Annotated in this window: 29 protein-coding genes, 1 pseudogene and 1 riboswitch; of the genes and pseudogenes, 7 read left to right on the forward strand and 23 right to left on the reverse strand. The window is 47.0% G+C overall.

Annotation, left to right across the window (positions count from 1 at the left end; all coding sequences use genetic code 11):
• Window positions 1–56 precede the first annotated feature (56 nt).
• From ACSNJE_RS03935 to ACSNJE_RS03945, 3 genes are all read right to left on the reverse strand, one after another.
• The gene (locus ACSNJE_RS03935) at window positions 57–353 is read right to left on the reverse strand and encodes a hypothetical protein (protein WP_474773199.1); all 297 of its coding nucleotides are present in this window, start codon (window positions 351–353) and stop codon (window positions 57–59) included.
• A gap of 83 nt (window positions 354–436) precedes the next feature.
• Window positions 437–1891 (reverse strand): IMP dehydrogenase, encoded by a 1455-nt coding sequence (gene guaB / locus ACSNJE_RS03940; protein WP_495252044.1) that lies wholly within the window; start codon window positions 1889–1891, stop codon window positions 437–439.
• Between the two features lie 103 nt (window positions 1892–1994).
• A complete protein-coding gene (locus ACSNJE_RS03945; RefSeq protein WP_495252045.1) occupies window positions 1995–2387 on the reverse strand; it encodes an FxsA family protein in 393 nt (130 codons plus the stop codon).
• A gap of 89 nt (window positions 2388–2476) precedes the next feature.
• Between ACSNJE_RS03945 and ACSNJE_RS03950 the strand changes: the two genes are divergently transcribed.
• Window positions 2477–2677 carry a hypothetical protein gene (locus tag ACSNJE_RS03950; RefSeq protein ID WP_495252046.1) on the forward strand — a complete coding sequence of 67 codons (201 nt, stop codon included), beginning with the start codon at window positions 2477–2479 and terminating at the stop codon, window positions 2675–2677.
• On the opposite strand, the gene ACSNJE_RS03955 is transcribed toward ACSNJE_RS03950, so the two are convergent.
• The 11 genes from ACSNJE_RS03955 to cobU all read right to left on the reverse strand — a co-directional run bounded on the left by ACSNJE_RS03955 (window position 2674) and on the right by cobU (window position 12955).
• On the reverse strand, window positions 2674–2898 hold the full coding sequence (locus ACSNJE_RS03955) for a helix-turn-helix domain-containing protein (RefSeq protein ID WP_013120194.1): 225 nt from the start codon (window positions 2896–2898) through the stop codon (window positions 2674–2676). The two genes, ACSNJE_RS03950 and ACSNJE_RS03955, sit on opposite strands and share 4 nt — an antisense overlap.
• Before the next feature lie 146 nt (window positions 2899–3044).
• Window positions 3045–4745, reverse strand: a complete 1701-nt coding sequence (gene ade, locus ACSNJE_RS03960; protein WP_495252047.1) for an adenine deaminase — start codon at window positions 4743–4745, stop codon at window positions 3045–3047.
• Window positions 4746–4762: 17 nt separating this feature from the next.
• The gene (locus tag ACSNJE_RS03965) at window positions 4763–5050 is read right to left on the reverse strand and encodes a YkvA family protein (protein WP_052216541.1); all 288 of its coding nucleotides are present in this window, start codon (window positions 5048–5050) and stop codon (window positions 4763–4765) included.
• A 50-nt stretch (window positions 5051–5100) separates the two neighbouring features.
• Complete coding sequence (gene cobC, locus ACSNJE_RS03970) at window positions 5101–5718, reverse strand: alpha-ribazole phosphatase (RefSeq protein WP_013120191.1); 618 nt, start codon at window positions 5716–5718, stop codon at window positions 5101–5103.
• A gap of 104 nt (window positions 5719–5822) precedes the next feature.
• Window positions 5823–6914, reverse strand: a complete 1092-nt coding sequence (gene cobD, locus ACSNJE_RS03975; RefSeq protein WP_495252048.1) for a threonine-phosphate decarboxylase CobD — start codon at window positions 6912–6914, stop codon at window positions 5823–5825.
• On the reverse strand, window positions 6851–7807 hold the full coding sequence (locus ACSNJE_RS03980; RefSeq protein ID WP_052216538.1) for a GHMP family kinase ATP-binding protein: 957 nt from the start codon (window positions 7805–7807) through the stop codon (window positions 6851–6853). Before ACSNJE_RS03980 ends, cobD begins: the two co-directional genes overlap by 64 nt.
• Before the next feature lie 29 nt (window positions 7808–7836).
• A complete protein-coding gene (locus tag ACSNJE_RS03985) occupies window positions 7837–8430 on the reverse strand; it encodes a cob(I)yrinic acid a,c-diamide adenosyltransferase (RefSeq protein WP_052216537.1) in 594 nt (197 codons plus the stop codon).
• The gene (locus ACSNJE_RS03990; RefSeq protein WP_495252049.1) at window positions 8427–9821 is read right to left on the reverse strand and encodes a cobyrinic acid a,c-diamide synthase CobB; all 1395 of its coding nucleotides are present in this window, start codon (window positions 9819–9821) and stop codon (window positions 8427–8429) included. Before ACSNJE_RS03990 ends, ACSNJE_RS03985 begins: the two co-directional genes overlap by 4 nt.
• A complete protein-coding gene (gene cbiB, locus ACSNJE_RS03995) occupies window positions 9818–10801 on the reverse strand; it encodes an adenosylcobinamide-phosphate synthase CbiB (protein ID WP_495252050.1) in 984 nt (327 codons plus the stop codon). The genes ACSNJE_RS03990 and cbiB overlap by 4 nt, the downstream gene beginning before the upstream one ends.
• A gap of 5 nt (window positions 10802–10806) precedes the next feature.
• On the reverse strand, window positions 10807–12345 hold the full coding sequence (locus tag ACSNJE_RS04000; protein WP_474659987.1) for a cobyric acid synthase: 1539 nt from the start codon (window positions 12343–12345) through the stop codon (window positions 10807–10809).
• A 1-nt stretch (window position 12346) separates the two neighbouring features.
• Complete coding sequence (gene cobU / locus ACSNJE_RS04005) at window positions 12347–12955, reverse strand: bifunctional adenosylcobinamide kinase/adenosylcobinamide-phosphate guanylyltransferase (RefSeq protein ID WP_052216534.1); 609 nt, start codon at window positions 12953–12955, stop codon at window positions 12347–12349.
• Window positions 12956–13058: 103 nt separating this feature from the next.
• A riboswitch (cobalamin riboswitch) is annotated at window positions 13059–13236 on the reverse strand.
• Window positions 13237–13403: 167 nt separating this feature from the next.
• On the opposite strand from cobU, the gene ACSNJE_RS04010 reads away from it, so the two are divergent.
• Window positions 13404–13925 (forward strand): HDIG domain-containing metalloprotein, encoded by a 522-nt coding sequence (locus ACSNJE_RS04010; protein WP_041587718.1) that lies wholly within the window; start codon window positions 13404–13406, stop codon window positions 13923–13925.
• Between the two features lie 100 nt (window positions 13926–14025).
• Here ACSNJE_RS04010 and ACSNJE_RS04015 read toward each other — a convergent pair whose 3' ends face one another.
• Entirely contained in the window at window positions 14026–14187 is a 162-nt protein-coding gene (locus tag ACSNJE_RS04015; RefSeq protein ID WP_160315506.1) for a hypothetical protein, read from the reverse strand.
• Between the two features lie 89 nt (window positions 14188–14276).
• On the opposite strand from ACSNJE_RS04015, the gene ACSNJE_RS04020 reads away from it, so the two are divergent.
• On the forward strand, window positions 14277–14402 hold the full coding sequence (locus ACSNJE_RS04020; RefSeq protein ID WP_461569277.1) for a hypothetical protein: 126 nt from the start codon (window positions 14277–14279) through the stop codon (window positions 14400–14402).
• 280 nt (window positions 14403–14682) lie between these two features.
• Here ACSNJE_RS04020 and ACSNJE_RS04025 read toward each other — a convergent pair whose 3' ends face one another.
• From ACSNJE_RS04025 to hypF, 5 genes are read right to left on the reverse strand one after another with little or no spacing between them, the layout of a single operon-like run.
• The gene (locus ACSNJE_RS04025; RefSeq protein WP_013120182.1) at window positions 14683–15087 is read right to left on the reverse strand and encodes a DUF3842 family protein; all 405 of its coding nucleotides are present in this window, start codon (window positions 15085–15087) and stop codon (window positions 14683–14685) included.
• Window positions 15088–15114: 27 nt separating this feature from the next.
• Window positions 15115–16125, reverse strand: coding sequence for a hydrogenase expression/formation protein HypE (gene hypE / locus ACSNJE_RS04030; RefSeq protein WP_474659992.1), 1011 nt, complete (start codon window positions 16123–16125; stop codon window positions 15115–15117).
• Window positions 16126–16128: 3 nt separating this feature from the next.
• A complete protein-coding gene (gene hypD, locus ACSNJE_RS04035) occupies window positions 16129–17220 on the reverse strand; it encodes a hydrogenase formation protein HypD (protein ID WP_495252051.1) in 1092 nt (363 codons plus the stop codon).
• Window positions 17207–17431 (reverse strand): HypC/HybG/HupF family hydrogenase formation chaperone, encoded by a 225-nt coding sequence (locus ACSNJE_RS04040; RefSeq protein WP_013120179.1) that lies wholly within the window; start codon window positions 17429–17431, stop codon window positions 17207–17209. Before ACSNJE_RS04040 ends, hypD begins: the two co-directional genes overlap by 14 nt.
• Window positions 17432–19723: a carbamoyltransferase HypF gene (gene hypF, locus ACSNJE_RS04045; protein WP_495252052.1), complete on the reverse strand. Its 2292-nt coding sequence runs from the start codon at window positions 19721–19723 to the stop codon at window positions 17432–17434.
• Between the two features lie 140 nt (window positions 19724–19863).
• Between hypF and ACSNJE_RS04050 the strand changes: the two genes are divergently transcribed.
• Both ACSNJE_RS04050 and ACSNJE_RS04055 read left to right on the forward strand, forming a co-directional pair.
• Window positions 19864–20532 carry an ABC transporter ATP-binding protein gene (locus ACSNJE_RS04050; RefSeq protein WP_052216529.1) on the forward strand — a complete coding sequence of 223 codons (669 nt, stop codon included), beginning with the start codon at window positions 19864–19866 and terminating at the stop codon, window positions 20530–20532.
• Window positions 20533–21765: an ABC transporter permease gene (locus ACSNJE_RS04055; protein ID WP_052216528.1), complete on the forward strand. Its 1233-nt coding sequence runs from the start codon at window positions 20533–20535 to the stop codon at window positions 21763–21765.
• A 21-nt stretch (window positions 21766–21786) separates the two neighbouring features.
• Here the strand turns inward: ACSNJE_RS04055 and ACSNJE_RS04060 are convergent, their stop codons facing one another.
• A complete protein-coding gene (locus ACSNJE_RS04060) occupies window positions 21787–22428 on the reverse strand; it encodes a LysE family translocator (RefSeq protein WP_013120175.1) in 642 nt (213 codons plus the stop codon).
• A 260-nt stretch (window positions 22429–22688) separates the two neighbouring features.
• Between ACSNJE_RS04060 and ACSNJE_RS04065 the strand changes: the two genes are divergently transcribed.
• Complete coding sequence (locus ACSNJE_RS04065) at window positions 22689–23036, forward strand: hypothetical protein (RefSeq protein ID WP_495252053.1); 348 nt, start codon at window positions 22689–22691, stop codon at window positions 23034–23036.
• A 144-nt stretch (window positions 23037–23180) separates the two neighbouring features.
• Here ACSNJE_RS04065 and ACSNJE_RS04070 read toward each other — a convergent pair whose 3' ends face one another.
• Entirely contained in the window at window positions 23181–23315 is a 135-nt protein-coding gene (locus ACSNJE_RS04070) for a hypothetical protein (protein ID WP_282432032.1), read from the reverse strand.
• Between the two features lie 233 nt (window positions 23316–23548).
• Between ACSNJE_RS04070 and ACSNJE_RS04075 the strand changes: the two genes are divergently transcribed.
• Window positions 23549–24085 (forward strand): hypothetical protein, encoded by a 537-nt coding sequence (locus ACSNJE_RS04075; protein ID WP_052216526.1) that lies wholly within the window; start codon window positions 23549–23551, stop codon window positions 24083–24085.
• 48 nt (window positions 24086–24133) lie between these two features.
• Here ACSNJE_RS04075 and ACSNJE_RS04080 read toward each other — a convergent pair.
• A pseudogene (locus ACSNJE_RS04080) lies at window positions 24134–24835 on the reverse strand (DEAD/DEAH box helicase family protein); the annotation flags it as partial.
• Window positions 24836–24839: the final 4 nt, after the last annotated feature.

The following is a 24839-nucleotide window of genomic DNA, read 5'->3' on the forward strand; positions in this document are numbered from 1 at the left end:
AGGCAAGTTCTCACTAAAAACCCACTAACACAAAGTTAGTGGGGTATTATTAAAATTTATGAAAGCTTGGAAGGATCAAAAACCGAAGTATACAGGTTCCAATCGCAATCCTGGTCACCGTCCAGCCAGTGCATGAGATACTCCAATTTTTCCCTGCTCGGGCGGTACATATCAAAAATCAGCCCCACATTATGATAACTAACCAGATTATATAGAACCTCCGTAACCAATTCGTCGCTTGTTTCCACATTGTCAGCAATCATTTCATAAGCCCACTGGGAAACTTCTTCCGTGGATATATGGCCGGATAGGTAATCCTCCAACACTTTCTTGATGGTTTCTCTGGTGATCAATTTGAACCAAAACCCCCTCACCAAAACTGAAGTTCAGTACTATTATAACATTTACCAGGATGACATGCCAATTAATTGCGCAGTTACAAACTATAGTTAGGCGCTTCTTTCGTAATTTGCACGTCATGGGGATGACTTTCCTTGAGACCGGCCGTGGTAATGCGCATAAATTTGGTATTTTTACGAAGAGCCTCAATGTTGGAAGTACCGCAGTAACCCATTCCTGCACGCAAACCGCCTATCAATTGGTAAACCGTTTCCGAAAGAGGCCCCTTATAGGGAACGCGCCCTTCGATGCCTTCCGGCACCAGTTTTTTCTCGTCTTCCTGGAAATACCTGTCCTTACTGCCGGCCTTCATGGCGCCTAATGAGCCCATGCCCCGGTAAACCTTAAAGCTTCTGCCCTGGTAAATTTCAATATCTCCCGGGCTTTCCTCCGTTCCGGCAAAGAGACTGCCAATCATAACCACATTGGCGCCGGCGGCAATGGCTTTCACAATATCTCCCGAATACTTAATACCACCGTCAGCAATGATAGGTATACCGTGCTTTTCAGCTTCTTCCGCGCAGTCCATGATAGCGGTGATCTGGGGTACACCAATGCCGGCGACCACCCTGGTGGTACATATAGAACCGGGACCAATACCTACCTTGACACAGTCCGCTCCGGCCTTTATCAAGTCCACTGTGGCCTCGGCCGTGGCCACGTTGCCGGCAATGACATCCACATCAGGATATTTCTTTTTAATCATGTATACGGCATCCAGTACGCCCCGGGAATGGCCGTGAGCAGTATCGACGGTTATTACATCTACTTTGGCATCCACCAGTGCGCTGACTCTGTCCATCATATCTTTGGTAACACCTACAGCCGCGCCGACGACCAGCCTGCCTTTGTGGTCTTTTGCCGAATTGGGATAACGGCGAGCTTTTTCTATATCTTTAATGGTAATTAAACCTTTAAGGTTAAAGTTTTCATCCACAATAGGGAGTTTTTCCACTTTATGTTTCTGCAGGATGGCTTTAGCCTCTTCCAGGGTAGTCCCTACAGGAGCAGTGATAAGGTTTTCCCTGGTCATTACTTCACCAATGGGCCGGTCATAATTTTCCACAAAACGTAAATCCCGGTTAGTGAGAATACCTACCAGTTTATTATTAACCGTAATGGGCACGCCGGAAATTCTATACCTTTCCATGAGGCTTAAAGCTTCCCTGATGGAGTTTTCCGGTGAAAGGTAGATAGGATCGGTAATAACCCCGTGTTCAGACCTTTTCACCCTGTCCACTTCCAGAGCCTGCTGGTCGATGGACATGTTTTTATGAATGATACCGATACCGCCTTCCCTGGCAATAGCAATAGCCAGCCTGGATTCGGTAACCGTATCCATCCCGGCGCTCATTAACGGGATATTGAGTTTGATTTTTTTTGTCAGGTATGTAGAGGTATCAACATCCTTGGGCAGTACTTCCGACTTGGCCGGAATTAACAGGACATCGTCAAAGGTTAAACCTTCTTTTACTATTCTTTCTTCCCTCATTGCCGTTCCCCTTTCCCCTAGTCTATAAATTTAATATTTGATTATTATATCACAAATTGGTAATTACTTCTACAGCCAAAAAAACTTTTTTCGACAAAAATAGTTATCTCCACATATAAAACCGGATTTGTCCGTTATCAATCCATTTTCTGATTTTTTTCTTTAAAAATTCCCTGACCATCTTGCGGGTGGGAGGAAGTAGAAAAACAAATCCGGTAATGTCTGTCAGTAAGCCCGGTGTAATCAGCAATATACCGCCTACCAGGACCAACAGGCCGTCCAATAGATGATTGCCAGGTACCTGGCCATATTCCAGTTCCCTGCGAATGGCCCGGATAACCTGCAGTCCTTCCCTTTTGGCCAGGAAAGCCCCAATCAAACCTGTACCGCAAATGAGGGCAAAGGTAACTCCGATACCCGTTATGCGGCTTAGTTCGATGTAAATTAGTATTTCCAGTACCGGGACAGTTATAAATAAAAGAAACAACCGTGACATTCTTTTCCTCCGGAGACAGTTTTAAAGTATAAATATTAATGAACAATCGAGGGCACACTATCGAAAAAACAATGGGAGCGTCGAATTTTATGAAAAATATCGGTGAGCAAGAAAACAATGAAATTCCCTGCAACTATTCCTTTTTCTTCTATGAACATCCCGTTTATTCCTCCAATATGATTTATGGAATTGAACGGGATATACCGGAAGAACCGGAAGAAGAAAAGACTGCGGCAGACGAGTCAATAGAAAGTTGGGGTTGGGTCAATAATGTGGACAAAGACTTTTAGTCTTGTCCAATTGTTGAACCCAGCCCCTTTCGTTCAAATTGATTTCTCAGATAATAAATTGTTTTTTCCGTAACCCCGAATTCCTCGGCCATTTCCATGTCCGATTTGTTTTGGGCCAATCCGTCTATGAAACTATCAAAATCAATCCCGACCTCATCGGTCATCTCTATGAGACTTGGCCCTGCGCTCCATGGCACCCTACTGCGAATAAATTCTTCCATCGTAAATAAATCTCCCTTCTGCCTTATTTACCAGTTATTTTAACCAAATAACCCGGTTATAATAACTGCATCAGCATATAGGGAGAAAAAACAATAATCCGCACTTATAGTTTACCAAACACACTATGTCAAGAGTTGTCGGGGTTTTACTTGCCGAATAGGGGAACTATATCAAATTGTCGTACATCGACGATACCCTTGTCCGTTATTTTCAGTTCCGGAATTACTGGCAGCGCCATAAAAGAAAGAGTCATAAAGGGCGCATCCAAATGGCAGCCAAGGTTAGCCGCTTCCCTATTTAAATTTTGCTGTCTGGCGGCAACTTCTTCCACCCTCAAATCTGACATAAGCCCTGCAATTGGTAGTGGTAATTCCGCTTTGATCTGGCCGTTATGCACTACCACCTGTCCGCCGCCCATGTCAGCAACCCTGGTAATGGCTGTATAAATATCCTCATCATTACATCCTACAACAATGATATTGTGGCTGTCGTGGGCAACACTGCCGGCCAGGGCGCCTTCTTTAAGACCAAATCCCTGAACCAGTCCTACCCCGACATGGCCGGTTCCTTTATGGCGTTCCACGACACAAATTTTCAGAATGTCCCTGCTGACATCCGGAACAATTTCGCCGTTGTCAACCTTGACCGCCAGGATACGTTTTTCTGTAAAAATCTGTCCCGGTACCACCCCTATAACTTTAGCAATACCTCCTGCTGCCTTTATTTTTAACCGGTGTTTATCCAGATTTACAGGTAGTCGATTAAAGGTGGTCATACTCATTTGGACGGGTTCCATGGTTTTACCTTGCTGGGCTACCAGCTTCCCGTTTTTGTAAACTTTGTCCACCTTAAACTCTACCAGGTCCTCAAAAACTACCAGGTCAGCTTTATAACCCGGCGCAACGGCGCCATGACCTGCCAGTCCGAAATACCGGGCAGGGTTAATGGTTACCAGCGAGATGGCTGTAACCGGGTCTAATCCTTTGCGTACTGCTTTTTTCAACAGGTAGTTCAGATGACCCCTGCTCAAAATTTCGTTGGGTGGCAGGTCGTCGGTGACAAACATACAATAACGGGCTGTCCAGTTGTTCACCAGCGGCAGCAGTTGTTCCATGTTTTTGGCGGTTGAACCCAGCCTAATCATAATATGCATCCCGCGGGCCAGTTTTTCCCTGGCCTCTTCCAGTGTAGTACATTCATGGTCAGACCTTATGCCCATACCGGCATAAGCGTTTAACTGTTTCCCTGAAACTCCGGGGGCATGGCCGTCTATCACACGTCCGGCAGCGGCCCGTAATTTTTTTAACACCTCCGGATCACCGGAAATAACTCCCGGATAGTTCATCATTTCCCCCAGACCCAGTACTCTGGTGTTGTTTAAAAGCGGCTTCATTTCATCAGCCGTAAGCTCAGCGCCTGAGGTTTCCAGGTAAGTGGCCGGCACACATGAGGGCAGCATAACGTAAATATCAATGAGGGATTTTTTGCCTGATTCAATCATAAATTTTATTCCCTCTATGCCCATGACATTGGCAATTTCATGGGGGTCGGTTACCACTGCTGTTGTTCCAAAAGGAAGTACCGCCCTGGCAAATTCGGCAGGTGGCAACATAGAACTTTCGATATGTATATGGCCGTCAATTAACCCCGGTGCCACGTATCGGCTGCCCAGGTCTATGATTTCCCGGGCTTCATAATCACCGGCGCCGACAACCAGGCCGTCATAAAAGGCTATTGATGTTTTTTCAATGTTTCCGGTAAAAACGTTGACCAGCCGGCAGTTTTTCAGAAGCATGTCCGCTTCTTTTTCGCCCCGGGCAACCTTTAAAAAAGCCTGTCTGCGCATGTCTTGTCCCCTCTTGCTTATTTTTGCCAGTATTCACGAATTATGTAATCAGGCACACTGGCTATGAACCTTTCCAGCATAAGAAACAACACCGTTAAGTCGTCAAGCTGACCAAAAAAAGGCACAAAGTCGTTAATAAAGTCCACCGGCAAGAAAAAATAAACCAACGGGCCACCGACAAAAAGAGCTTTTTTCCACCACTCCACCCTTTTATCCCATATCAGATGCCAGACCAGTGGCGCCGATTTGGGGATGTTGAGTAAAATTTTTAGGCGCCGCGTGACAGAGGAGTCTAACCACGGCATAATAACACCTCCTGTATCATTTTACGCCGGCCACGATAAAATGATACTCTTTAAAACAGGTGGCTGGTATCGTTTAAAGCGCATAAAATAGCCCGTTTTTCCGGGAAAACTTCTATTATATTCAGACATACATTATCCTGTTTTAACTTCCAGTAATCGTTAAAATCCATACCTAAAATTCCGGCAATGATGGTGCGGTTAGTACCACCGTGAGCCACTATAACAATGTTCTCCCCGGCATGCTTTTCCACCAGTTGCCAGAACATACCGTTGGTCCGGTTAACCACCTCTTCCAGACATTCGCCGCCGGGAATTTTTGTTTGCCACGGGTTTTTCCGCCAGTTCAGCATCACCTCTTCGTAGGCTGCGACTATTTCGGCGTAAGTCAACCCCTCCCAACAGCCAAAATTGGTTTCCCGGAATTCCCGTAAGGTAATAACCTGCTTATTATGGTGCCTGGCAATAGCCGCTGCCGTTTCCCGGGCCCTCGACAAATCGCTGGAATAAACAGCATCAATTTTTTCCTTAGCCAGCCTGAGACCGATTTTTTCGGCTTGTTTTTTTCCTTCGTCGTTTAAAGGCACATCTTTATGTCCCTGGTATTTTAAAGATTTATTCCAATTGGTCTCACCGTGCCTGACCAGATAAATCCTTACCATATCATCCATAAGCAATTTCCTTTCCCGTCCTGATAAACATACCCTCGCAATGTTTCGACAAATATATATTCTCTGTATCTGCCACCCTGTCCTGCCTGAAGTATGGAATGACATTACAAATTTACCGTTTCCGGCAAGGCCTGTAGCAGCATGTTGTTATCATCCCTTTTTCTAACCGCTACCCTGATATACCCGCAACCGAGATTCTTATAACTGCTGCAATCCCGGACCAGAATACCTTTTTTGCCCATCATTTCAGTAATTTCTGTAGATGTCCGGCCTGTTTTGCTTACATCCACAAAGACGTAATTGGCCGATGGAGGATAAGGATGCAGTCCCGCTATTTTTTTTAGTTGTTCATACAGGTATAGTTTTTCCTTCTGCACCATATTTACAGTATCCTGCATGTATTTTTCATCCTTCAGCGAGGCAACACCTGCTATCTGGGCCAAAACATTTACATTCCAGGGGTCTTTATGGGACATCATTTTACTGACCAGGGACCTATTGCCCAAACCGGCGCCCAGTCGCAGGCCCGGCAGGGCATGAAACTTGGTCAGAGAATACAAAATAAAAAGGTTTTCATACCTCTTTACCAGGTCCATCACGGAATATAAAGTTTTTTCGGCCAGAAAATCAATAAAGGCTTCATCAACGATAACCCAGACATTTTTCTTGCGGGCTTCCCTGATAATATATTCCAGTTCTGCCCGTCCAGTAAGCTGGCCGGTGGGGTTATTGGGGTTGCAGATAAAAACTGCGTCCACATTTTTCAATGTGTTCACCACCTGGTCCACATTTAAAAGAAAATTCTCTTCCCTGTTTAACGGAAGAGACTTTATTTGACAGCCTGCCGATATGGCGGCTGCTTCATATTCGCCGAAGGTGGGCGCCGGAATCAAAACTGCCTGGGGCTTCAGTACGTGCATTAATATAAATATCAGTTCCACTGCCCCGTTGCCCATTATGATGTTCTCTAATGGGAGTCTGATATATTCTGCCAACGCCCGTCTTAATTCCAAACAATCCGGGTCCGGGTAATGGGCAACCCGGTCCAAACTGTTCCGGATAGCCTCCAGGGCCTTGGTGCTGGGACCAAGAGGGTTGATATTAGCGCTGAAATCGATTAAATCACTGATGGCTATTCCATACTTTTCTGCTGCTGCTCGCAGGTTTCCTCCATGCATATGTGGTAGGGTTGCCATAAGCCTTCTCCTTCCCTTTCGACCCAAATTTCGGCGCCGCCTTGAATAACCCGGACCGGTCCCATAACCTGAACGTCAAAGAGGGACAAAACTGTGTTTTTCAGTTTTTCCCAATCAACGCTGTTCCTTCGTTCAAAAAGCATCCCGATAACCGTCCCGCTATGAGCCACATTTACGCCCACGCCGCCGAAATCGGTACACACTTTATGCAGTTCTGCCAGGAGCGGCTTTTCCAGTATCTTTTGATTGGCATAGGCGCTGGTAGTGGCGCATGCACCGACCATTTTCAGGTCGCCCTGGGCCAGAGCCCATTCCAGTTGTTCTAAAGCCTGCATGACGGTCCGTTCGTTGATGCGGTTGAGAAACTTCAGGTTTAACCGGGCATTAAATTCATTGGTGTCCACTATACCGCCCGGGTCTATGATTAAAATGTCCAAATCAGGGACTCCTGCCATTGGTCTGCATATTTTACCCCGTAAATGATCAAAAGCCACTATGCCGGGAAACATCAACCCATCGGTAGGCTCTACCGACAAAGCAATCCGGGCTATCTCGCCGGCAGGCACTTTTTTGCCCAGGGCCTGGGCCACTGCCACACAGGCAGCCGTAATATCAGCGGTACTGCTGGCCATTCCCTTTCCTGCAGGCAAATCAGATGTAATATGTACATAACCGCCTATGCCGTCTGCTTCCACCGAGGAAAGCAATTTTCTGACAGCGGCGGCTGTTTTTTCGCGGCCTGCCGGAAGGATAAGTTCATCCATGTCCGGAGATAACTCGACAACAGCCGTTGAATACATGTTTATAGGACATGTGACAAGGAAATTGACTCCGTTCCACAATCCTTGAATCAGCTCACCGCACGTACCGGGAGCCCTGGCCATATATTTCATAGTCTTCCTCCTAAGAGCGATACATTTTTCTAGTATTCTATACCGCGGCGGCTCGTAACACCCTTGTTGATTGGGTGTTTGATTGCTTTCATTTCTGTAACCAAATCAGCAGCATCAATAATTTTCTCCGGAATCCCGCGGCCAGTGAGCACTAATTCCATATGAGCAGGCTTTTTTTCAATAAGTTCCAGGACCTGATCTTCGGAGACCAGGTTGTACCTTAAGGCATTCCCAATTTCGTCCAGAATGAGCAGGTGGCATTCCTCTTTCTGCATGACCTCCCAAGTAAACTGCAGAGCCTTTTGGGCCAGTTCCCGGTCTTCGCGGGAAGGTCCACGGCTTTTTATGAAACATTCACCGCAGCCGCGGCATTTTTCCATACCCTGACGGATTAAAGCGCTATATTTGCAGCCGATGCCAAACTGGTATATTTGCACGTAGGGAAACAGTTTGGCACAGGTGGATAATTCCCCGGCATAACTGCTCCCTTTTAAAAACTGAATTATACAAACCTTATAACCATGGCCGACGGCGCGGAATGCAAGTCCGAGCGCTGCTGTAGTTTTACCTTTTCCGTTACCTGCGTAAACCTGAACGAGACCCAGTTCATTATTATCTGTCATACACTATTCCCTCCTGCCAGCCGGCATTTTTCCAAAAAACTTTTCGCTGCTTCGATGTTGGTAGCAAAATGAACATGAATATAACTGGCTAAAATATTCCCATCGGCGTACCCCGATAGCACCTGTTCCCCAGAGCGGTTGCGGCTTACCCGATAGGCAGGTTTTTCCATGTGTTTTTCACAATCTAATTCGGAATAATGAAATTCGTGCCCTTTTAACGTTGTTCCTGCCGGCCCCAGGAGATTGTCCGCAGCACAATAGGCTGTAACGTACCCGAGGCTAACCAGCTTGGGTTTCATTACGCTGATCCCGGGAACTAAGCCCACCAGGGGGTAATGCACCCCTTCAGCAGTGGTGATACCATCCGACAGATACATAAAACCGCCGCACTCAGCATATACAGGTTTTCCGGATAGGCCGAATTCCTTGATTTCTTTTAACATATTTTTGTTGTCCGCCAGTTCTTCCAGGTAAATTTCCGGATAACCGCCGCCTATATACAGGCCATGCAGGTCAGCAGGCAGTCTTTCATCACGCATCGGGCTGAAAGGTATCAATTCAGCGCCCAGATGGCTTAAGATATCCAGGCTGTCCTGGTAGTAGAATGAAAAGGCTTCGTCCCTGGCAATACCGAGGCGCACTCTTGTTTTGCCCGAAATTTCGGGAAAAAGACGTGGTTTCTCCGGCAGTTGCAGTTCAGGAGCTGACCCGGCAACAGTAAGCAATTTTTCCAGGTCAATGTCCTGTTCTATTATATCCACCAGACAATCTATTTTTTCCGGCAGTTGTCGCCCTTCTCCCGTGGGAATTAGCCCCAGGTGCCTGGAAGGAAGTTCCAGTAGTTCGTTTTTCCTGATAGCCCCAACAATAGGGATCCGGCAGTATTTTTCGATAGCTTCGGAAACCAGTCCCAGGTGCCGGTCGCTACCCACCCGGTTCAGGATAACACCGGCAATATTTAAGGCCGGATCAAATTTTTGAAATCCCAATACGACTGCGGCAGCGCTCCGGGCCGTCGAACGGACATCAACTACCAGGAGTACCGGGGTATTGGTAAGTTTCGCTATCTGGGCCGAACTTCCGGCATCGTCAATACCACTGGCCCCGTCGAACAACCCCATGACCCCTTCGATTACATTGATACCGCCCTGCTGCGCCGTGCGGCAGAACAATTCATAGACCTTGTCTTGGCTGAGCATCCAGCAGTCCAGGTTCCGCCCCGGGTTTCCCGTTGCCACCGCATGGTAACTGGGGTCTATATAATCGGGCCCAACTTTAAAAGGGTTTACTTTATAGCCTTTTTTCTTTAACAGGCCCATAATGGCTGTTGTAATTGTGGTTTTGCCGGAGCCGCTATGGGTTCCGGCAATGAGTATTCTTGGTGCTTTCATAACAGGTTTCCTTTCGCGAATGTGTGAATGATTTGCTCCATTAGAAAATAAACGGCAGAACCTATTACCAGAGCCAGGAATGACCCGATAATGATCATTTCCAGAGCTTCCAGTATTTTTCTGGGTTCCAAGGGATAAAGAGGGTCGCCCATATAAGCGCGGAAGGATTTTTCTCCCCCATATACATTAAAACCTCCCAGCCTGATGCCCAGCGCCCCGCTGATGACTGATTCCGGAATACCCCCGTTAGGGCTGGGGTGACTGGCGGCATCGCGGTGCATGATATAAAAGGCTTTTTTGGCGTTGCGTCTGGTCAGGAATGCTACCGCTATCAGAAGGTAGCCACTGATGCGCGCCGGAATATAGTTAGCCAGGTCATCCAGCTTGGCCGAGACCCAGCCGAAATTGATGTATTTTTCGTTTTTATATCCCACCATGGAGTCCAGGGTGTTAATCGCTTTATACGCAAGGGCCAGGGGGGCCCCCCCCAGGAAGGCGTAGAAAAGCGGTGATAGAATACCGTCCACAAAATTTTCGGCCACACTTTCCACAGCGGCTCTGGTTACTTCCGCTTCGTCCATGTTCTGGGTGTCCCGGCCCACCAGCCAGCCCACCATCTCCCTGGCTTTGGGCATGTTTTTGCTGACCAACTCGTCAAAAACTTGCCTGGCTACTTTATACAAAGTCTTGACGGACAAGCAGCTAAAGATCAGGAAGACCTGCACCGGCGCTGCCAGAAAGGGATGAAGGGAACGGGCAGCCCATAAGACCAGTTCTGTTATACCATAGGTTCCTCCTACAATAAAGAGGGTAAGCAAAAAACCTGCCCTTTTATCCCCCAAGACCGGAGATACCCAGCGCCGCAAAATAGCTTCCGCTTTGTCTATAGTTTTGCCGATAATGACCACCGGATGAGGGATGATAGTAGGGTCACCAAAGATTAAGTCCAGGAGATAGGCCACCCAAATCTGCAGTACCATCGCAATTAAGCCTCCAGGCCCATAATCTTGTAAATAAGGTCTATGTTCATACTGGCCCGTACCACATCGGCCAGTTTGTTAAAATCACGCTCACGCTGTTCCTTTACTGTAAGAACTTCATCTTCCACCAATGGTTCCCAGCCTTTTTCCTCTCTAATCAGGTTTATTACATGCCTGCGAAATGCGTCGTTGTCAAAAATCCCGTGGATATAGGTGCCGAAAACCCGTCCGTCTTCGCTGACTGCTCCGTCCAACACATTGGTTTCCCGTGTGGAGCGTTCAAATATGCGGAAAGCCGGCAGGATACCTTCCCCTATAGTAGACCTGCCCATGTGGATTTCGTATCCAGTTACTATTTGACCGGTCAAACCCTCCATGAAACAGCCGTGGCCTAAAACTTCAGCCTGGACTTGAGTGGTGATTTTATCCGGTTCAAATACTGTCACCATATTCAGCAAGCCAAGGCCCTTCAGTGATTCAATTTCCGACTCGGTATGTAGCGGGTCATGGAGTTCTTTGCCCAGGATCTGAAAACCGCCGCAAATTCCGATGACCGGCTTGCCTTTTTTCCTGGACTCGATTATTTTCTGGGCTAATCCCGTTTTTTCCAGAAATACCAGGTCCTGAATAGTGTTCTTGCTGCCGGGAATAATAACCAGGTCCGGATCACCGAATTTATCGGCCTTGCCCACGTAACGCAAGTGCACGTCAGGTTCGTCCTCCAAAGGGTCAAAATCGGTAAAATTGGAGATATGGGGAAGCTGAATAACCACAACGTCTATCTTATTCGGCAATTCTTTTAAACCGGCCTCCAGAGTATCTTCCGGTATTGTGTCTTCTTCTTGGACACGGAACCCTGTAAAATAGGGAACTATTCCCACAACCGGTATCCCTGTTTTCTTTTCCAGGAAATCAACGGCCGGTTGGAACAGTTTTACGTCCCCTCTGAACTTATTTATTACTATTCCCGCTACCCTTTTGCGGTCATCAGGATCCAGCAGCTCCAGGGTGCCGACTACGGAAGCCAGAGCTCCGCCTTTATCAATGTCGGCTACCAGCAACACAGGACAGTCGGCCATACGGGCAATCCTCATGTTGACTATTTCTGTGTCCTGCAGGTTGACTTCCGCCGGGCTGCCGGCCCCCTCTATAACAATGATGTCAAACTGCTCCTTCAGTTTATTTAAGGATTCTTCAATGACTCCCAGCGCTGTCATGTTGTAGGACCGGTGGTATTCCTGGGCCGACATGTTACCCACAGGTTTGCCTAAAACGATTACCTGCGAGGTGGCCTGCCCGGTAGGTTTCAAGAGGACAGGGTTCATGAGCACACTGGGCTCCAGCCCGGCAGCCTCGGCCTGGACTACCTGGGCCCGTCCCATTTCGCCTCCGTCTTTGGTCACGTATGAGTTAAGAGCCATGTTTTGTGATTTGAAGGGAGCAACTTTGTAACCATCCTGTAAAAATATCCGACATAAAGCTGCCACCAACACGCTTTTACCAACGTGGGAACCTGTTCCCTGAAACATAATACATTTAGCCATATCAATCTACTCTCCCAATCTCATTTAATATTTTTTTGCCCATTTCTTTTATTTCCACCGGTATCCCGGCAATCACCAGATATACCCGGTCTGCCGCTCCAGCCATAATCTGGTTGGCCCTGCCTACAATTTCCTGGTATTTGCGGGATAACCTGTCGGCAGGTATCAATCCCAAACCAGATTCGTTGGAAACTACCACCAGCGTTGTACCTGTCTCCCGGGCAGCGGCAACAATTTCAGATATCTGCCGGAGCATTCTTTCCTCTTCTGCTTTAAATTCTTCCTCATGTTCCGGCAGTTCCTGCCGGAACATGAGATTGACTAATAAGAAGGTCAGACAGTCAAGCAAAATCACATTTCCAGGCTTCCCTTCGCGCCGGACGGCATCTGCTACGTTAAAGGGTTCTTCTACATTTAGCCATGATGCCGGACGCCTTGCACGGTGGATTTTCACGCGCATTTCCATTTCCGGGTCCTTTACCAGCGCTGTAGCTATGTAAACGACCGGTTTGCCCAATCCGGCAACCAGGGCTTCAGCAAACTGGCTTTTCCCGCTTCTGGTACCGCCCGTTACAAGTATGATCTCTCCCTGCGCTTCATTTTTTGTCATATCGTTCCTCCAAAAAAATTAATCCTCAATAAGCATGAGGATTAAGTCCGCTAATACAGGCAAAAAGCCCGCCAATATCGAACCCAATCCCTTTCTCGCGAAGGTATTGTGTTCACCTCCAGTCGGGTATCCTGGCTCCCGGATCTTCAGAGTTCCTTGCGCCTTCCCTATTTGCGCAAAATAAGTGGCATATGCAAGGGCCCTCCCCGGTTACAGTGGCGGAGACCGCTCAGGATTGTCACCTGATTCCCCGGAAAATTTCTGAAGGCAACCTTGTTAAAATTGTTATTATTATTTTTTTATTCTACAAAATACAGGCAATTCCTTCTTCAAAAATTTTTTTGAAAAAACAATATGATTGCCGCCTATGGCCTTTAATGCTATACTCATTCTGTATAGCCTATGGCCTTTAATGCTATATTCATTCTGTATAGAGGATGTGAAAATGATGTGGCGCAGAATAAGGCAATTTGTTGCAGCATGCAAGGCAGAAATTACCCCTGCTGATGAAGCTTTTACATCAGATTTTCTTAATCCTGTGGAAAAGTCCCTTTTTGACCGGCTTGATGCTGTAACGGCTAAACACAGTATTAACACAGCCAGAACAGTTCTGCGCTTGGCTCAGTCTTATAACCTTTCTGCCACCGAAAAGCAACATGCAGTTAAAGGCGCCCTGCTGCATGACATAGGTAAAAGCTTGGTCAAAATAACCAAGTTCTATAAAGTTTTTTATGTTTTGCTGGGCAGGTTTTTATTTATCGGCACATGGAAACCTCCGCATACCATAGCCGGAGTTAATAAATTTCTCTATACCATGTATGTGGCCAAAAACCATGCCAAATTAGGCGCAGACCTGGCCGAAAAGGCAGGGTTGGATAGCAGGCTGGTCCGACTTATCCTGTATCATCATGCTGAAAACAGTACCGACCCAATTATCAATATTATCAGAGAAGCCGATGAACTGAACTAGTCTCCTTCAAGTGACCTATACCCCAGTTTATTTTGTGCTGCAAAACCTTGCCAGGTGGTTCTCAAACCGCTATGGAGGCCAAGCAACCGTTGCTTCAAGGTTACGGGCGGAGACAGTGTAAACTCCGTTCGGTTGAAATCACTGAACCCGGCCGAATCGTCATCCTGACTTGCGGCCGGGTTTCCGGCGTCCGTGCCGGAAACAGTGATTTCAAGCCCTCACTGTCGTTAACACTGTCTACCCACCCTTCACCAAGTCGCAACTTATTGTTTGACCTCCATAGCGGTATCTTCTTTTATCCTTAAAGCGATGGTTGTTTCACCATACAAGGCCTACTTGCAACGAGGAGGGGTGGGTGGGGTTCTCGGGCTACCGTTAAGGAGCGACTGCGCCCGCAAAACCGCAGCCAGGCGGGCAGGGAGTTCCCGCATGTTTGAAGATGGCGAAGGCCGCCGGGAAGTCAGGCACTCAAGTTAAGTTGAGTAGCTGGACGGGAGGCGGCCTGGCTTTCGAGAAATGCAACTTGAGCCATCGAGTTCGGGAACACTGCCTGCCTGGCCAGGGTTTGCAGCATAAAGCTCCTTGGTTGCGGAGAACCCTACCCACCTCTCCATAAAACTAACGGACTTAAAATTTAAGCTGCACGAAAGGTAAACCTGCAAAACACCCAACCATACCTTCCTACTGATTTCAGCCAGTTAAACACCGGTCAACGTTACTTGACGGGGAACTGGGTTAAGTAAGAAGGTTGTTCCGATCACCGGTTTTTTAACCTGGCCATTAGCCGGTCTAGCAGGTGGGGTAAAGGACCTTCTTCGGCGCCGACCACTTCTATGCCCGCTCTGTTAACAGGCAGCAGCAGCTTGGGGGCAGGACTCGATGCTATTGCCTCAGCCATGCGCGGAGTCAGCTCGCCCAGCATAGAATTGGCTACAATTATGGAAATGGTCCCGATAATTAAATCTACTTTGTTGGCGTTACAAACAATAGCGTTTTCTCCCGAAGCGCCTTCGTTAGCCCCTGCTTTTAGCATTGCCGAGGTAGCCATGGCATTGGTTCCCAGGGCAATTATTTCTGTTTCTTCCGGAAGCTCTTTGCGTAGGCGTTCCACTATATATTTCCCGAATCCGCCGCCTTGCCCGTCGATGACGGCTATCCTCATGGTGATTCACCTTCCCCGGGCCGGAGATCAGCAAATTCTCGGTAACTGCTCCCCAACCAGCATATCAACAATCCTCTTGCCGCCAACGGCTGTTTTTAGCACTACCTTGCCCGGATGCTCGCTGACAACTTCGCCGATAATGGCGGCATTTTCTCCGTATTTTTCACCTTGCATGACTGCCAGTATATCTTCAGCTTTTTCTGCCGGCACAATCGCCAGCAATTTACCTTCGTTGGCCACATAAAGGGGGTCAAACCCCAAAAACTCACAGGCCGCCATAACCTCGTCACGAATGGGCAGTTCTTTTTCGTGCAGTACTATACCTACATTGCTTTGCCCGGCAATCTCGTTCAGGGTTGTGGCCACGCCGCCCCTTGTCGGGTCCCGGAGAACCCTGATATCTTTTGTTACTTCCAGCATCTTGGCCACCAGCTTATTCAGCGGGGCACAATCGCTGGCAATCCTGGACTGAAAACTTAGACCCTGCCGCTCCGCCATTACGGCCATACCGTGGTCGCCGATAAACCCGTTGATAATAACCTTGTCCCCCGGTTTGGCGTTATGTCCCGAAATATGGATGCCTTCTTCCACGATACCAATACCGGCCGTGTTAATAAAGAGCTTATCGGCAGAGCCTTTTTCCACCACTTTTGTGTCGCCGGTGACTATGTCAACGCCGGCTTCTCTGGCCGCTGCCTGCATGGAGGCCACAATTTTTTTCAGAATGTCCATTTCCAGGCCTTCTTCTATAATAAAACCTACGCTTAAATAAAGGGGCTGGGCGCCACCCATGGCCAGGTCGTTGACAGTCCCGCAAACGGCCAGTTTGCCGATATCTCCCCCCGCAAAGAAAATGGGGTTGACCACAAAGGAATCAGTGCTGAATGCCAGCCTTGTCCCCGGAACTGATACTTCCGCCCGGTCATCAAGTCGGTTCAGGGCTTTATTTCCAAAGGCCGGTAGAAAAACCTCCCGCACCAGATCATGGGATAATTTGCCGCCGCTGCCATGGGCCAGCAGCACCTTATCATATTTCAATTTCTAGCCCTCCCTCGTTCCGTATTTGTAATAGGCGGCGCAGGTTCCCTCCGTGGAAACCATGCAGGCGCCAACAGGATTTTCCGGCACACAGGCCTTTCCGAAAAGCTTACATTCGTAAGGAACTTTTACGCCGCGCAGGACCTCGCCGCAGATACAGCCAGGGTGCTCTCTGGCATTTTCTACTTTGATGTTAAATTTGGCTACCGCATCATACTTGGCGTATTCCCGTCTAAACTTCAGCCCGGTACCGGGTATATGTCCGATACCCCGCCATTCGGCATCGGATATTTCGAACACTTTAAACAACAGTTCGCGGGCACGGGGATTGCCGTGTTCAGGAACCCCGCGGGTATACTGTATTTCCACTTTGGCTTCTCCGACCTCAATCTGTTTGACCAGCATGTAAATCCCCTGCAGCATGTCCAGAGGTTCAAAACCAACGATTACCGCCGGCACATGATATTCTTCGCAAATAAAACGGTAAGGTTCAACGCCCAGTATAGAACTTACATGGCCGGGGCAAATAAATCCGTTGATGCCTATTTCGTTGGAATCTAGCAAAGCCCTGATGGCCTCCGGAATTAGTTTTTGGGCGCCGACAACAGAAAAGTTCCTGAGCCCCAAACGCTCCGCAGCCAGAACTGCCGCGGCAATGGTCGGCGACGTGGTCTCAAAGCCGATGCCGAAAAAGACCACTTCTCTGGTGGGGTTTTCCTGAGCCAGTTTCACAGCATCCATGGTAGAATATACAATCCGTATATCGGTTCCTCTAGCCTTTTCCTTGGCTAAACTGGAATAAGAACCGGGAACCTTCATCATATCCCCAAAGGTGGTCATAATTAAACCGGGTATTTTACAGAGTTCCAGGGCTTCGTCAATTTGCCTGTTTGGAGTAACGCAAACAGGACAGCCCGGTCCCGAAATGAGCTTTATATTAGGCGGCAGCACATCACGGATGCCGTGCCGGAAAATAGATACCGTATGCGTGCCGCAAACCTCCATAAGTTTAACGTCTTTTTTTGATATGTCTCTGATTTTGCGGATAAAAGCCCGGGCAACATCACTGTCCCGAAATTCTTTAAGATACTTCATGCTCCAGCAGCTCCTTGAAAATCTCTAAAGTCTTTTTGGCCTCTTCTTCATCGATAACCTGAATAGCAAAACCGGCATGAACAAGCACATAGTCTCCCACCTGGGCTTCCGGGACCAGCTCAAGGCTTATTTCCCGCACGACTCCGGCCAATTTCACTTCCGCAGTGAAATCATTCCTTGCTATTATTTGACCTGGTACGGCTAAACACATTTAATTACCACTCCTTTCGTTTGCAATTACGGCCTGACCTAGGGCAATTCCTCCGTCATTGGTGGGGACCTGCCTGTGAATATAAGTTTTAAATCCCTGCCCGGTCAATCGGTCCAAAGTCATTTCCAGGAGCAGGAGATTTTGAAATACGCCTCCGCCCAGGCAGATGTCCGAAATATTGAACCTATCCCTTATTTTCACACAGGTTTGTACAATCAGCTCAGCTACGCCGAGATGAAACCTGTAGGCAATTTCCTCCAAAGCCCGTCCGCTTTTCAGGTCGTCAAGAACTTGTAAAATGATCGTTAGCTGATCAATTATCCAACCTTCAGGGTCGGATTTGAACTGAACCTGATATGATAAACTGCTATCCTTATTATACCAGAGACGGGCCCTTTGTTCCAATTCCACGGCCCCCTGGCCTTCGTAATTTACTGTCTCCCTGATACCAAGTAAGGCTGAAACGGCATCGAACAGCCTGCCCATACTGGAAGTCAGCGGCGAGTTTATTTGTTTATCAATCAACTCCCCCAGCATGGTCACCCGCTCTATGCCGCACTTTTTAACCATGGATAGTTTCTCTTTTTCTAGGTCTGCCGGCTTAAATAATTGCAGCAGATAGCTGGCTGCCATCCGCCATGGTTCCCTGATGGTTTTAGCCCCGCCTGGCATGGGCAGGTAGTCGAGGTGAGCCACTCTGCGGAAATCCTTTAAATCTGCAACCAGAAATTCGCCGCCCCATATCCTGCCGTCGGTCCCGTAGCCGGTCCCGTCAAAGGCGACCCCGATGACCGGGCCTGTTAAATTGTGCTCGGCCATACAGCTTGCAATATGGGCATGGTGGTGTTGAATGCCTATCTTTTTCGGGTGGTCCTGTTGCAAGGCGTATTTTGTCGACAGGTACTCCGGGTGCAGGTCATAGGCAATTATTTCGGGCTCGACAGCAAACAGTCTTTTATATAATTCTATCCCTTCCGTAAAGGATTCCAGGGTTTCCAGGTTTTCCAGATCCCCTATATGGTGACTGACAAAGGCATAAGACCCTTTTGTCAAACAAAAAGTGTTCTTCTGTTCAGCGCCGCAGGCCAGAATTTGTTTGCATTGTTTCTGCAATAAGATGGGCCGCGGAGCATAACCCCTTGACCTTCTAATCAGGTATTCCCTGTTCCGGAATATCCGCGTCACCGAATCGTCACAACGGTGCCGGATTTCCCGGTTATGCATCAGGAAATAGTCGGCAATTTCCGCCAGACGTTCCAGTGCGTCCCGGTCCTTGTAAGCAATAGGTTCGTCGCTTACATTGGCGCTGGTCATTACCAGCGGGCCGGTAAAATATTTAAAGAGTATATAATGGAGCGGTGTATATGGCAGCAGTACCCCAAGAAAGTCGTTTTCCGGCGCCACCTGGTAAGCCAGGTCATAGGATTCCTTTTTTTTCTTTAAAAGTACAATTGGTCTCTTTATGCTCTTTAACAGGCGTTCTTCGCTGACAGAAATGTGGCAGTAAGAAAGTGCACTGTCCACGTCCTTAAACATCACCGCAAAAGGCTTGTCCTCACGATACTTTCTGGACCTCAGTTCCCTGACCGCCTGTTCGTTTTTGGCGTCACAGGCCAGGTGGTAACCACCGAGGCCTTTGATGGCAATAATGTGTCCCCGGAGAAGAAGTTCAGCCGTCTCTCGGATAGGGTCATCCACAGGCAGAACTTCGCCGCGCCTATCTGTAAGAAAAACCTGGGGTCCGCACGCCGGGCAGGCATTAGGCTGAGCGTGAAAACGGCGGTCAGCCGGGTTTTCGTATTCATCCAGGCATTGTGCGCACATGGGGAAACACTTCATCGTTGTTTTCGGCCGGTCGTAGGGAACATCCTCTATAATCGTGAACCTGGGACCGCAGTTGGTACAGTTGATAAAAGGATAAAGGTACCTCCGGTCTGACGGGTTAAACAACTCCGCCAGGCAGTCATCGCATATGGCCACGTCAGGCGAAATCAAGGTTTGTTTTTCTTCTTCTCCTTGGCTATGTTTAATGACAAAAGAAGAACAACCCTTCAGTTCCCTCTCCCTCTTATCAACTTTTTGTACATCGGCCAGCGGTGGCGGGTAGTATTTTATTTGCTCTATAAAGTTGTCAATGTCTTTTTCCTCACCTTCAATATCAATAATCACGCCCTGGGTTGTGTTGGCCACTTCACCGGACAGGCCGTACCGTTCCGCTAATTTATAAACAAAAGGACGGAAGCCGACTCCCTGTACAATTCCGTTTACTGTTATTGTGTAACGTTTCCGCAATTGGCGCCCACCTTCTTTTTCGAACCACGTTCTTTTTATTATACCATAACGAAAATGATATTTTTACAGTTTATTTTGGATGTTTTATGCCGAAAATAAAACCAAGTTGCAACTATAACTGTTAATTGGGAGATTGTCGAATGGGCATTGCAATAGAATCGCTCCATAAAAGTTACAAAAATGGCGATGAAATTACCGAAGTTTTAAAAAATGTCAACTTAACCGTAAGTGACGGCGAATTCGTGGCTATTATCGGCCCTTCCGGTTCAGGAAAAACGACTTTAATGAATATTATTGGCTGCCTGGACCGGCCCACCAGGGGAAAATACCTGTTGGCCGGACAGGATACCGGCAAACTGAATGACAGAATGCTGGCCAAAATAAGAAACAAGCATATTGGATTTGTCTTCCAGTCCTTTAATCTGCTACCCCAATACACTGCCCTGGAAAATGTTGAACTGGCCGGTCTTTACGGCAATGAACCGCCGAGAAAAGTAAAGGAAAAGGCAAAAGAAGCCTTGTCTGCCCTGGGATTAGAAAACAGGTTGAAGTATAAACCGAACCAGTTGTCCGGTGGCCAAAAACAGCGGGTAGCTATTGCGCGGGCTATCATAAATTCGCCTTCTGTCATTTTAGCAGATGAACCCACGGGCAGCTTGGACTCGAAAACCGGTCGCGAAGTTCTGGATATTTTTAAGGATTTAAACCGGAAAGGAAAAACAGTAATTATAGTTACCCATGACTTAAATATTGCCAGGGAAGCCAACCGAATTTTAAACATAAAAGACGGCATTGTGGAGGAAGCCTAAATGAGAATTAGAGAAACCTTTCGCAGCAGTTTCAAATCATTGTTTCATAATAAATTGCGCAGTTTTCTCACTATGCTGGGCATCATTATAGGCATTTTTTCAGTCATCATGCTCACATCCATAGGCGAAGGTGTAAAGCACCAGGTTACTTCGCAGGTAGAATCTTTGGGCGCAAACCTGCTTTATGTATTCCCCGGGAAAATTGAAATTGGCCCGCAGAAAGCCGTTGAAAGTAAGCTGGGGGTTAGGTCAGGCGGATTTGGGCAGAAAAGCACGCTTACTTACGATGATGTACTGGCTCTGAAAAACAAAAAACATATCGCTGCGGCCACAGCCATGTACGGAGGCATTGACTGGCTTGATAAAATGAGAATTTACGTTTCCACTACCGGGGTAGACGAAGACTTTTTTAAAATCAATCAGCCCGACTTACGTTGGGGAAGGTTCATTTCTAAAAAAGAACGCGAAAATAAAAAAAGAGTAGCTGTAATTGGACACCAGGCCAATAAAGAAATTTTCGGCGGCAAAAATTCCGTAGGTAGGTTTTTTAAGTTAAACGGTAAGGAATATAAAGTAGTTGGGGTGTTAAGTTATAAAAAACCGGAAAATATGGGGCCCCACGAAGAAAATATTAACGTTAAAATTTTCCTGCCCATCACTGAAATTATTGATCGGGCAGAAGATAAGCATGTCAGCCAGATCATTGCCCAGGCCAATTCTGCCAAAGAGGTAAAGCCGGCAGAAAACATTATTAGAAAAACCCTGCTGAAATCCCATAAGGCTGTAGAATTTACCGTCCTTAAACAGCAGGATATGCTGACGGTCATAAATAAAATTTTAGGTATCCTAACAGCCGGTTTGGGTGGAATTGCAGCCATTTCCCTTTTGGTCGGCGGCATTGGAATTATGAATATCATGCTGGTTTCTGTCGCTGAGCGTACCAGGGAAATCGGAGTGCGCAAGGCCATTGGGGCCAGCCGCCGGGACATATTAGTGCAGTTTTTGATTGAAGCCATATTCCTCAGTATAATCGGCGGTATTATTGGCACCCTGGCAGGTATCGGAGGGGCCAGAATGCTGCCATCGATTTTCCCCGCCATTCAGACGGCCTTATCGGTTCCGGCAGTAATTATAGCTCTGCTGTTTGCCTTGCTGGTTGGGGTCTTTTTTGGTGTTTACCCCGCTACCAAAGCGGCAAAACTGGACCCTATAGAAGCCTTGAGAAATGAATAAAGAAATGGTTGCTACCACTTTTTACCTGAGCATGTTCATACCGGCTGTAGTCCTGTAGGTGAGCAGGGCAACTACTCCAAAAACTATAATCATTATTCCGGCCACCCGGTTAATCCATTTCATCAGGGACGTATCAATGCCGTGTCTGACAACACTGACCCCGTAACTCAAAAAAAGCCACCACAGCGCAGAACCCAGGAAAACTCCCGCCACTAAAACACCTACCGCTGAGTAAGTCGTTCCGCTTCTGGTCAAACCTACACCGGCAAATATGCCGGCAAAAGCCAAAATCGTCGCAGGATTGGTCAGCGTTACCAGTAAAGTGGAGATATAAGCCCGCAAGAGGCCGCTGCCTTTCAGCGATTCTTCCGCTGCAGCCGGAGCAGCATTGAATGTCCGGAAACCCATAAAGCAGAGAAACAGGCCGCCCAAAACATGAATCCAAGCCTGGTGTTCCACCATGAACCTTCCCACAAAAGTAAGACCGAAACCTGCCAACCAGCCGTAAAAAGTATCGGCGGTAGCTGCTCCCAGACCGGAAACAAAACCGGCAAGCCGTCCCTCCTTCAGTGTCCGCTGTATGCACAATAAAGCCACAGGTCCTACCGGTGCAGCAATAGCAACACCCACACCGATTCCCTTAATAAAAAACTGTCCAGCCATAGTTTACACCCAAACCTTATTAGTTTACAGATTGTTGTTTATGAAATAACAATTTTTTATGTATTCGACAGTTTACCGTCAATCCCTTCAGTAGTATAAACTTATGTTTGTTATTATAAAATTTTATTTTTCAAAATTTTATATTGATAAACAGAACCGTCTCCATTAAAATAATAAGAGTGTGTAACCTTACAGAGCCGACCAGGGCTCTTTTTCATTGGTTCCACTCATAAATTTAGCAACCGGAATGAGGAGACATGATGAATATTATTACAGGAAAGTCCGAAACAGCTATTGATAAGCAGGTTAAAGACGGTTGGTTTATACATGGTTTAAGACAGCCGGGAGAACTTGTCGACCTAGACCAGGTACAGGTTGGCGGTTACTATATCTATAAAGAAAAATTCGGTATGGTAACCATCGTTAAAGTTATAGAAAAACTTTCTGAAAACGGATGGTCGGGTTTTCGCCTTATGATAAAGCGGGTCTTATATTCTCCATGGCCTGTTCAAAAAGGTACTGTATTTGAAGCAGGATATTATACCAAACTGTTTAATTATCCAACTTCCTGGCATTTGGAACCATGTATGTCATTAATAAAAAAATAAGCCGAAAAACTTACTTGTCACGAACAGGGACAAATGGTTCCTCCGCTCAAAGACGAAATCAAAAAAAAGGGAGGACATATTGCCGCTGTGTAGGTAAAACACACGTTGCTCCGAGGTTACGGGCGGAGACAGTGTAAACTCCGTTCAGTTGAAATCGCTGAACCCGGCCAAATCGCCGTCCATGGCTCGTGGCCGGGTTTCCGGCGTCCGTGCCGGAAACAGCGATTTCAAGCCTTCACTGTCGTTAACACTGTCTATCCGCCCTCCACCAAGTCGCAACTTATTGTTTTACTCCACAGCGGCTATTTGTTTTCCTGGCAAGCTTTTGCAGCACAAAGCTCTGGGGTAGCCGGGTCACCCCACCCACCTTCCGTATTAAGGCTGCTGCTCATCTCATCCGGCAATACAAAAAAATAAATATTATCCAGAAAATCTGAAAAACTAAACTATGATATATTTAATTCTTAAATACAGTGCTCATTGAACTAATCTTTTATTTGAGGTGAAGCGGCATGCCGAAACATTTTATTTACCCGATATACACCGCAATTATAGGGCTAATTGCCATAACGGTTGTTCCCAAAAAAGACATCCGACGGTTAGCTTATTTTGCGATACTTTGTGGCGGGGTATTTGATACGCTAATTATTCTTGTCGTAACACATTTATTAAAAATAGGCGGTTATATAAATTTTGGTCCCTTCGGGATACTTGGGATCCCCTTTTTTCCGCCCATAGCATGGACAATCTATTTCGTATTATATTTTTATACCATACCCCAGACAAAACCATGGGTCTACATTTTTCCCGTTATATCTGCAATGTACAGTGTACTGTTCTCCAATGTCCTGGCCAATTTAGGTATTTTCAAATGGAACTATGGTCAGGTTATAGTACCGTTTTTAATTTATCTTACGTGGCATTTCTTGAATACATTCGCTTACATCCGGTTATTTGAACCAGATAATGAACTTGCCAATTCGTCAACTCATGGCCGGATGGCTTTTAAGCCGGCTCTGCTGAAAAAAATTTATTATAAACGTAAATAACAGTGGGATTAAGCCCCCAGGACTTCTGTTGCGTAACAATCATTTAGTACCTAAACAATTCCATGCTTTAGGGGCGCCAAATTTATCTATGTATTTCAGATGTTGCTTCACCACAAAACTGTCTTTATTCAACCTGTTTATTTCGCCAACCAATTCCCAAATAAGCCTGTTACGATAATTTATATAACGTTCTTTCTGGTAGTCCAGATGCTGCAGTTCTTTGACCAGGTCTACTTTTATGTTAAAATTTATCCATGCCTGGGCCGAAAAGGTCTTTGCACAACCTGGTCCCCCGCCCGATCATTTGCCAGAACTTGGCCTTGGACCTGACCTTCTTGAAAAATGCCAAGTTGACCACTTCCGGCACATCTATCCCCGTATCCAGCATATCAACAGAAACGGTATTTGCGGCATCTTTTCCTCATACTGCTCTTTTTCTTCTTCGCTCAAATTATCGTAGTAAATGCCTTCCTCCATGAATTTGAGGCCCGTTTCCACAGTATAATAGGGCACCAGGAACCCATCACCCACCGCCTCCCCGTATTCATAGGCATAGGTGGGGATGTTATTTCCCAGGTCAAAGACATGGTAAGTATTCTTGTCTATGTCATCCTTTGGGGTAGCGGTTAAGCCTATCAGAAGGGCATCAAAATATTCAAAAATAGCTTGGTATTTCTTATAGATACTCCGGTGGGACTCGTCTATGATAATCAGGTCAAAGTGCCCGACTGTAAATAACTTCCGCCCATCCGCT

This window comes from Thermincola sp. GK-1 (assembly GCF_059412445.1).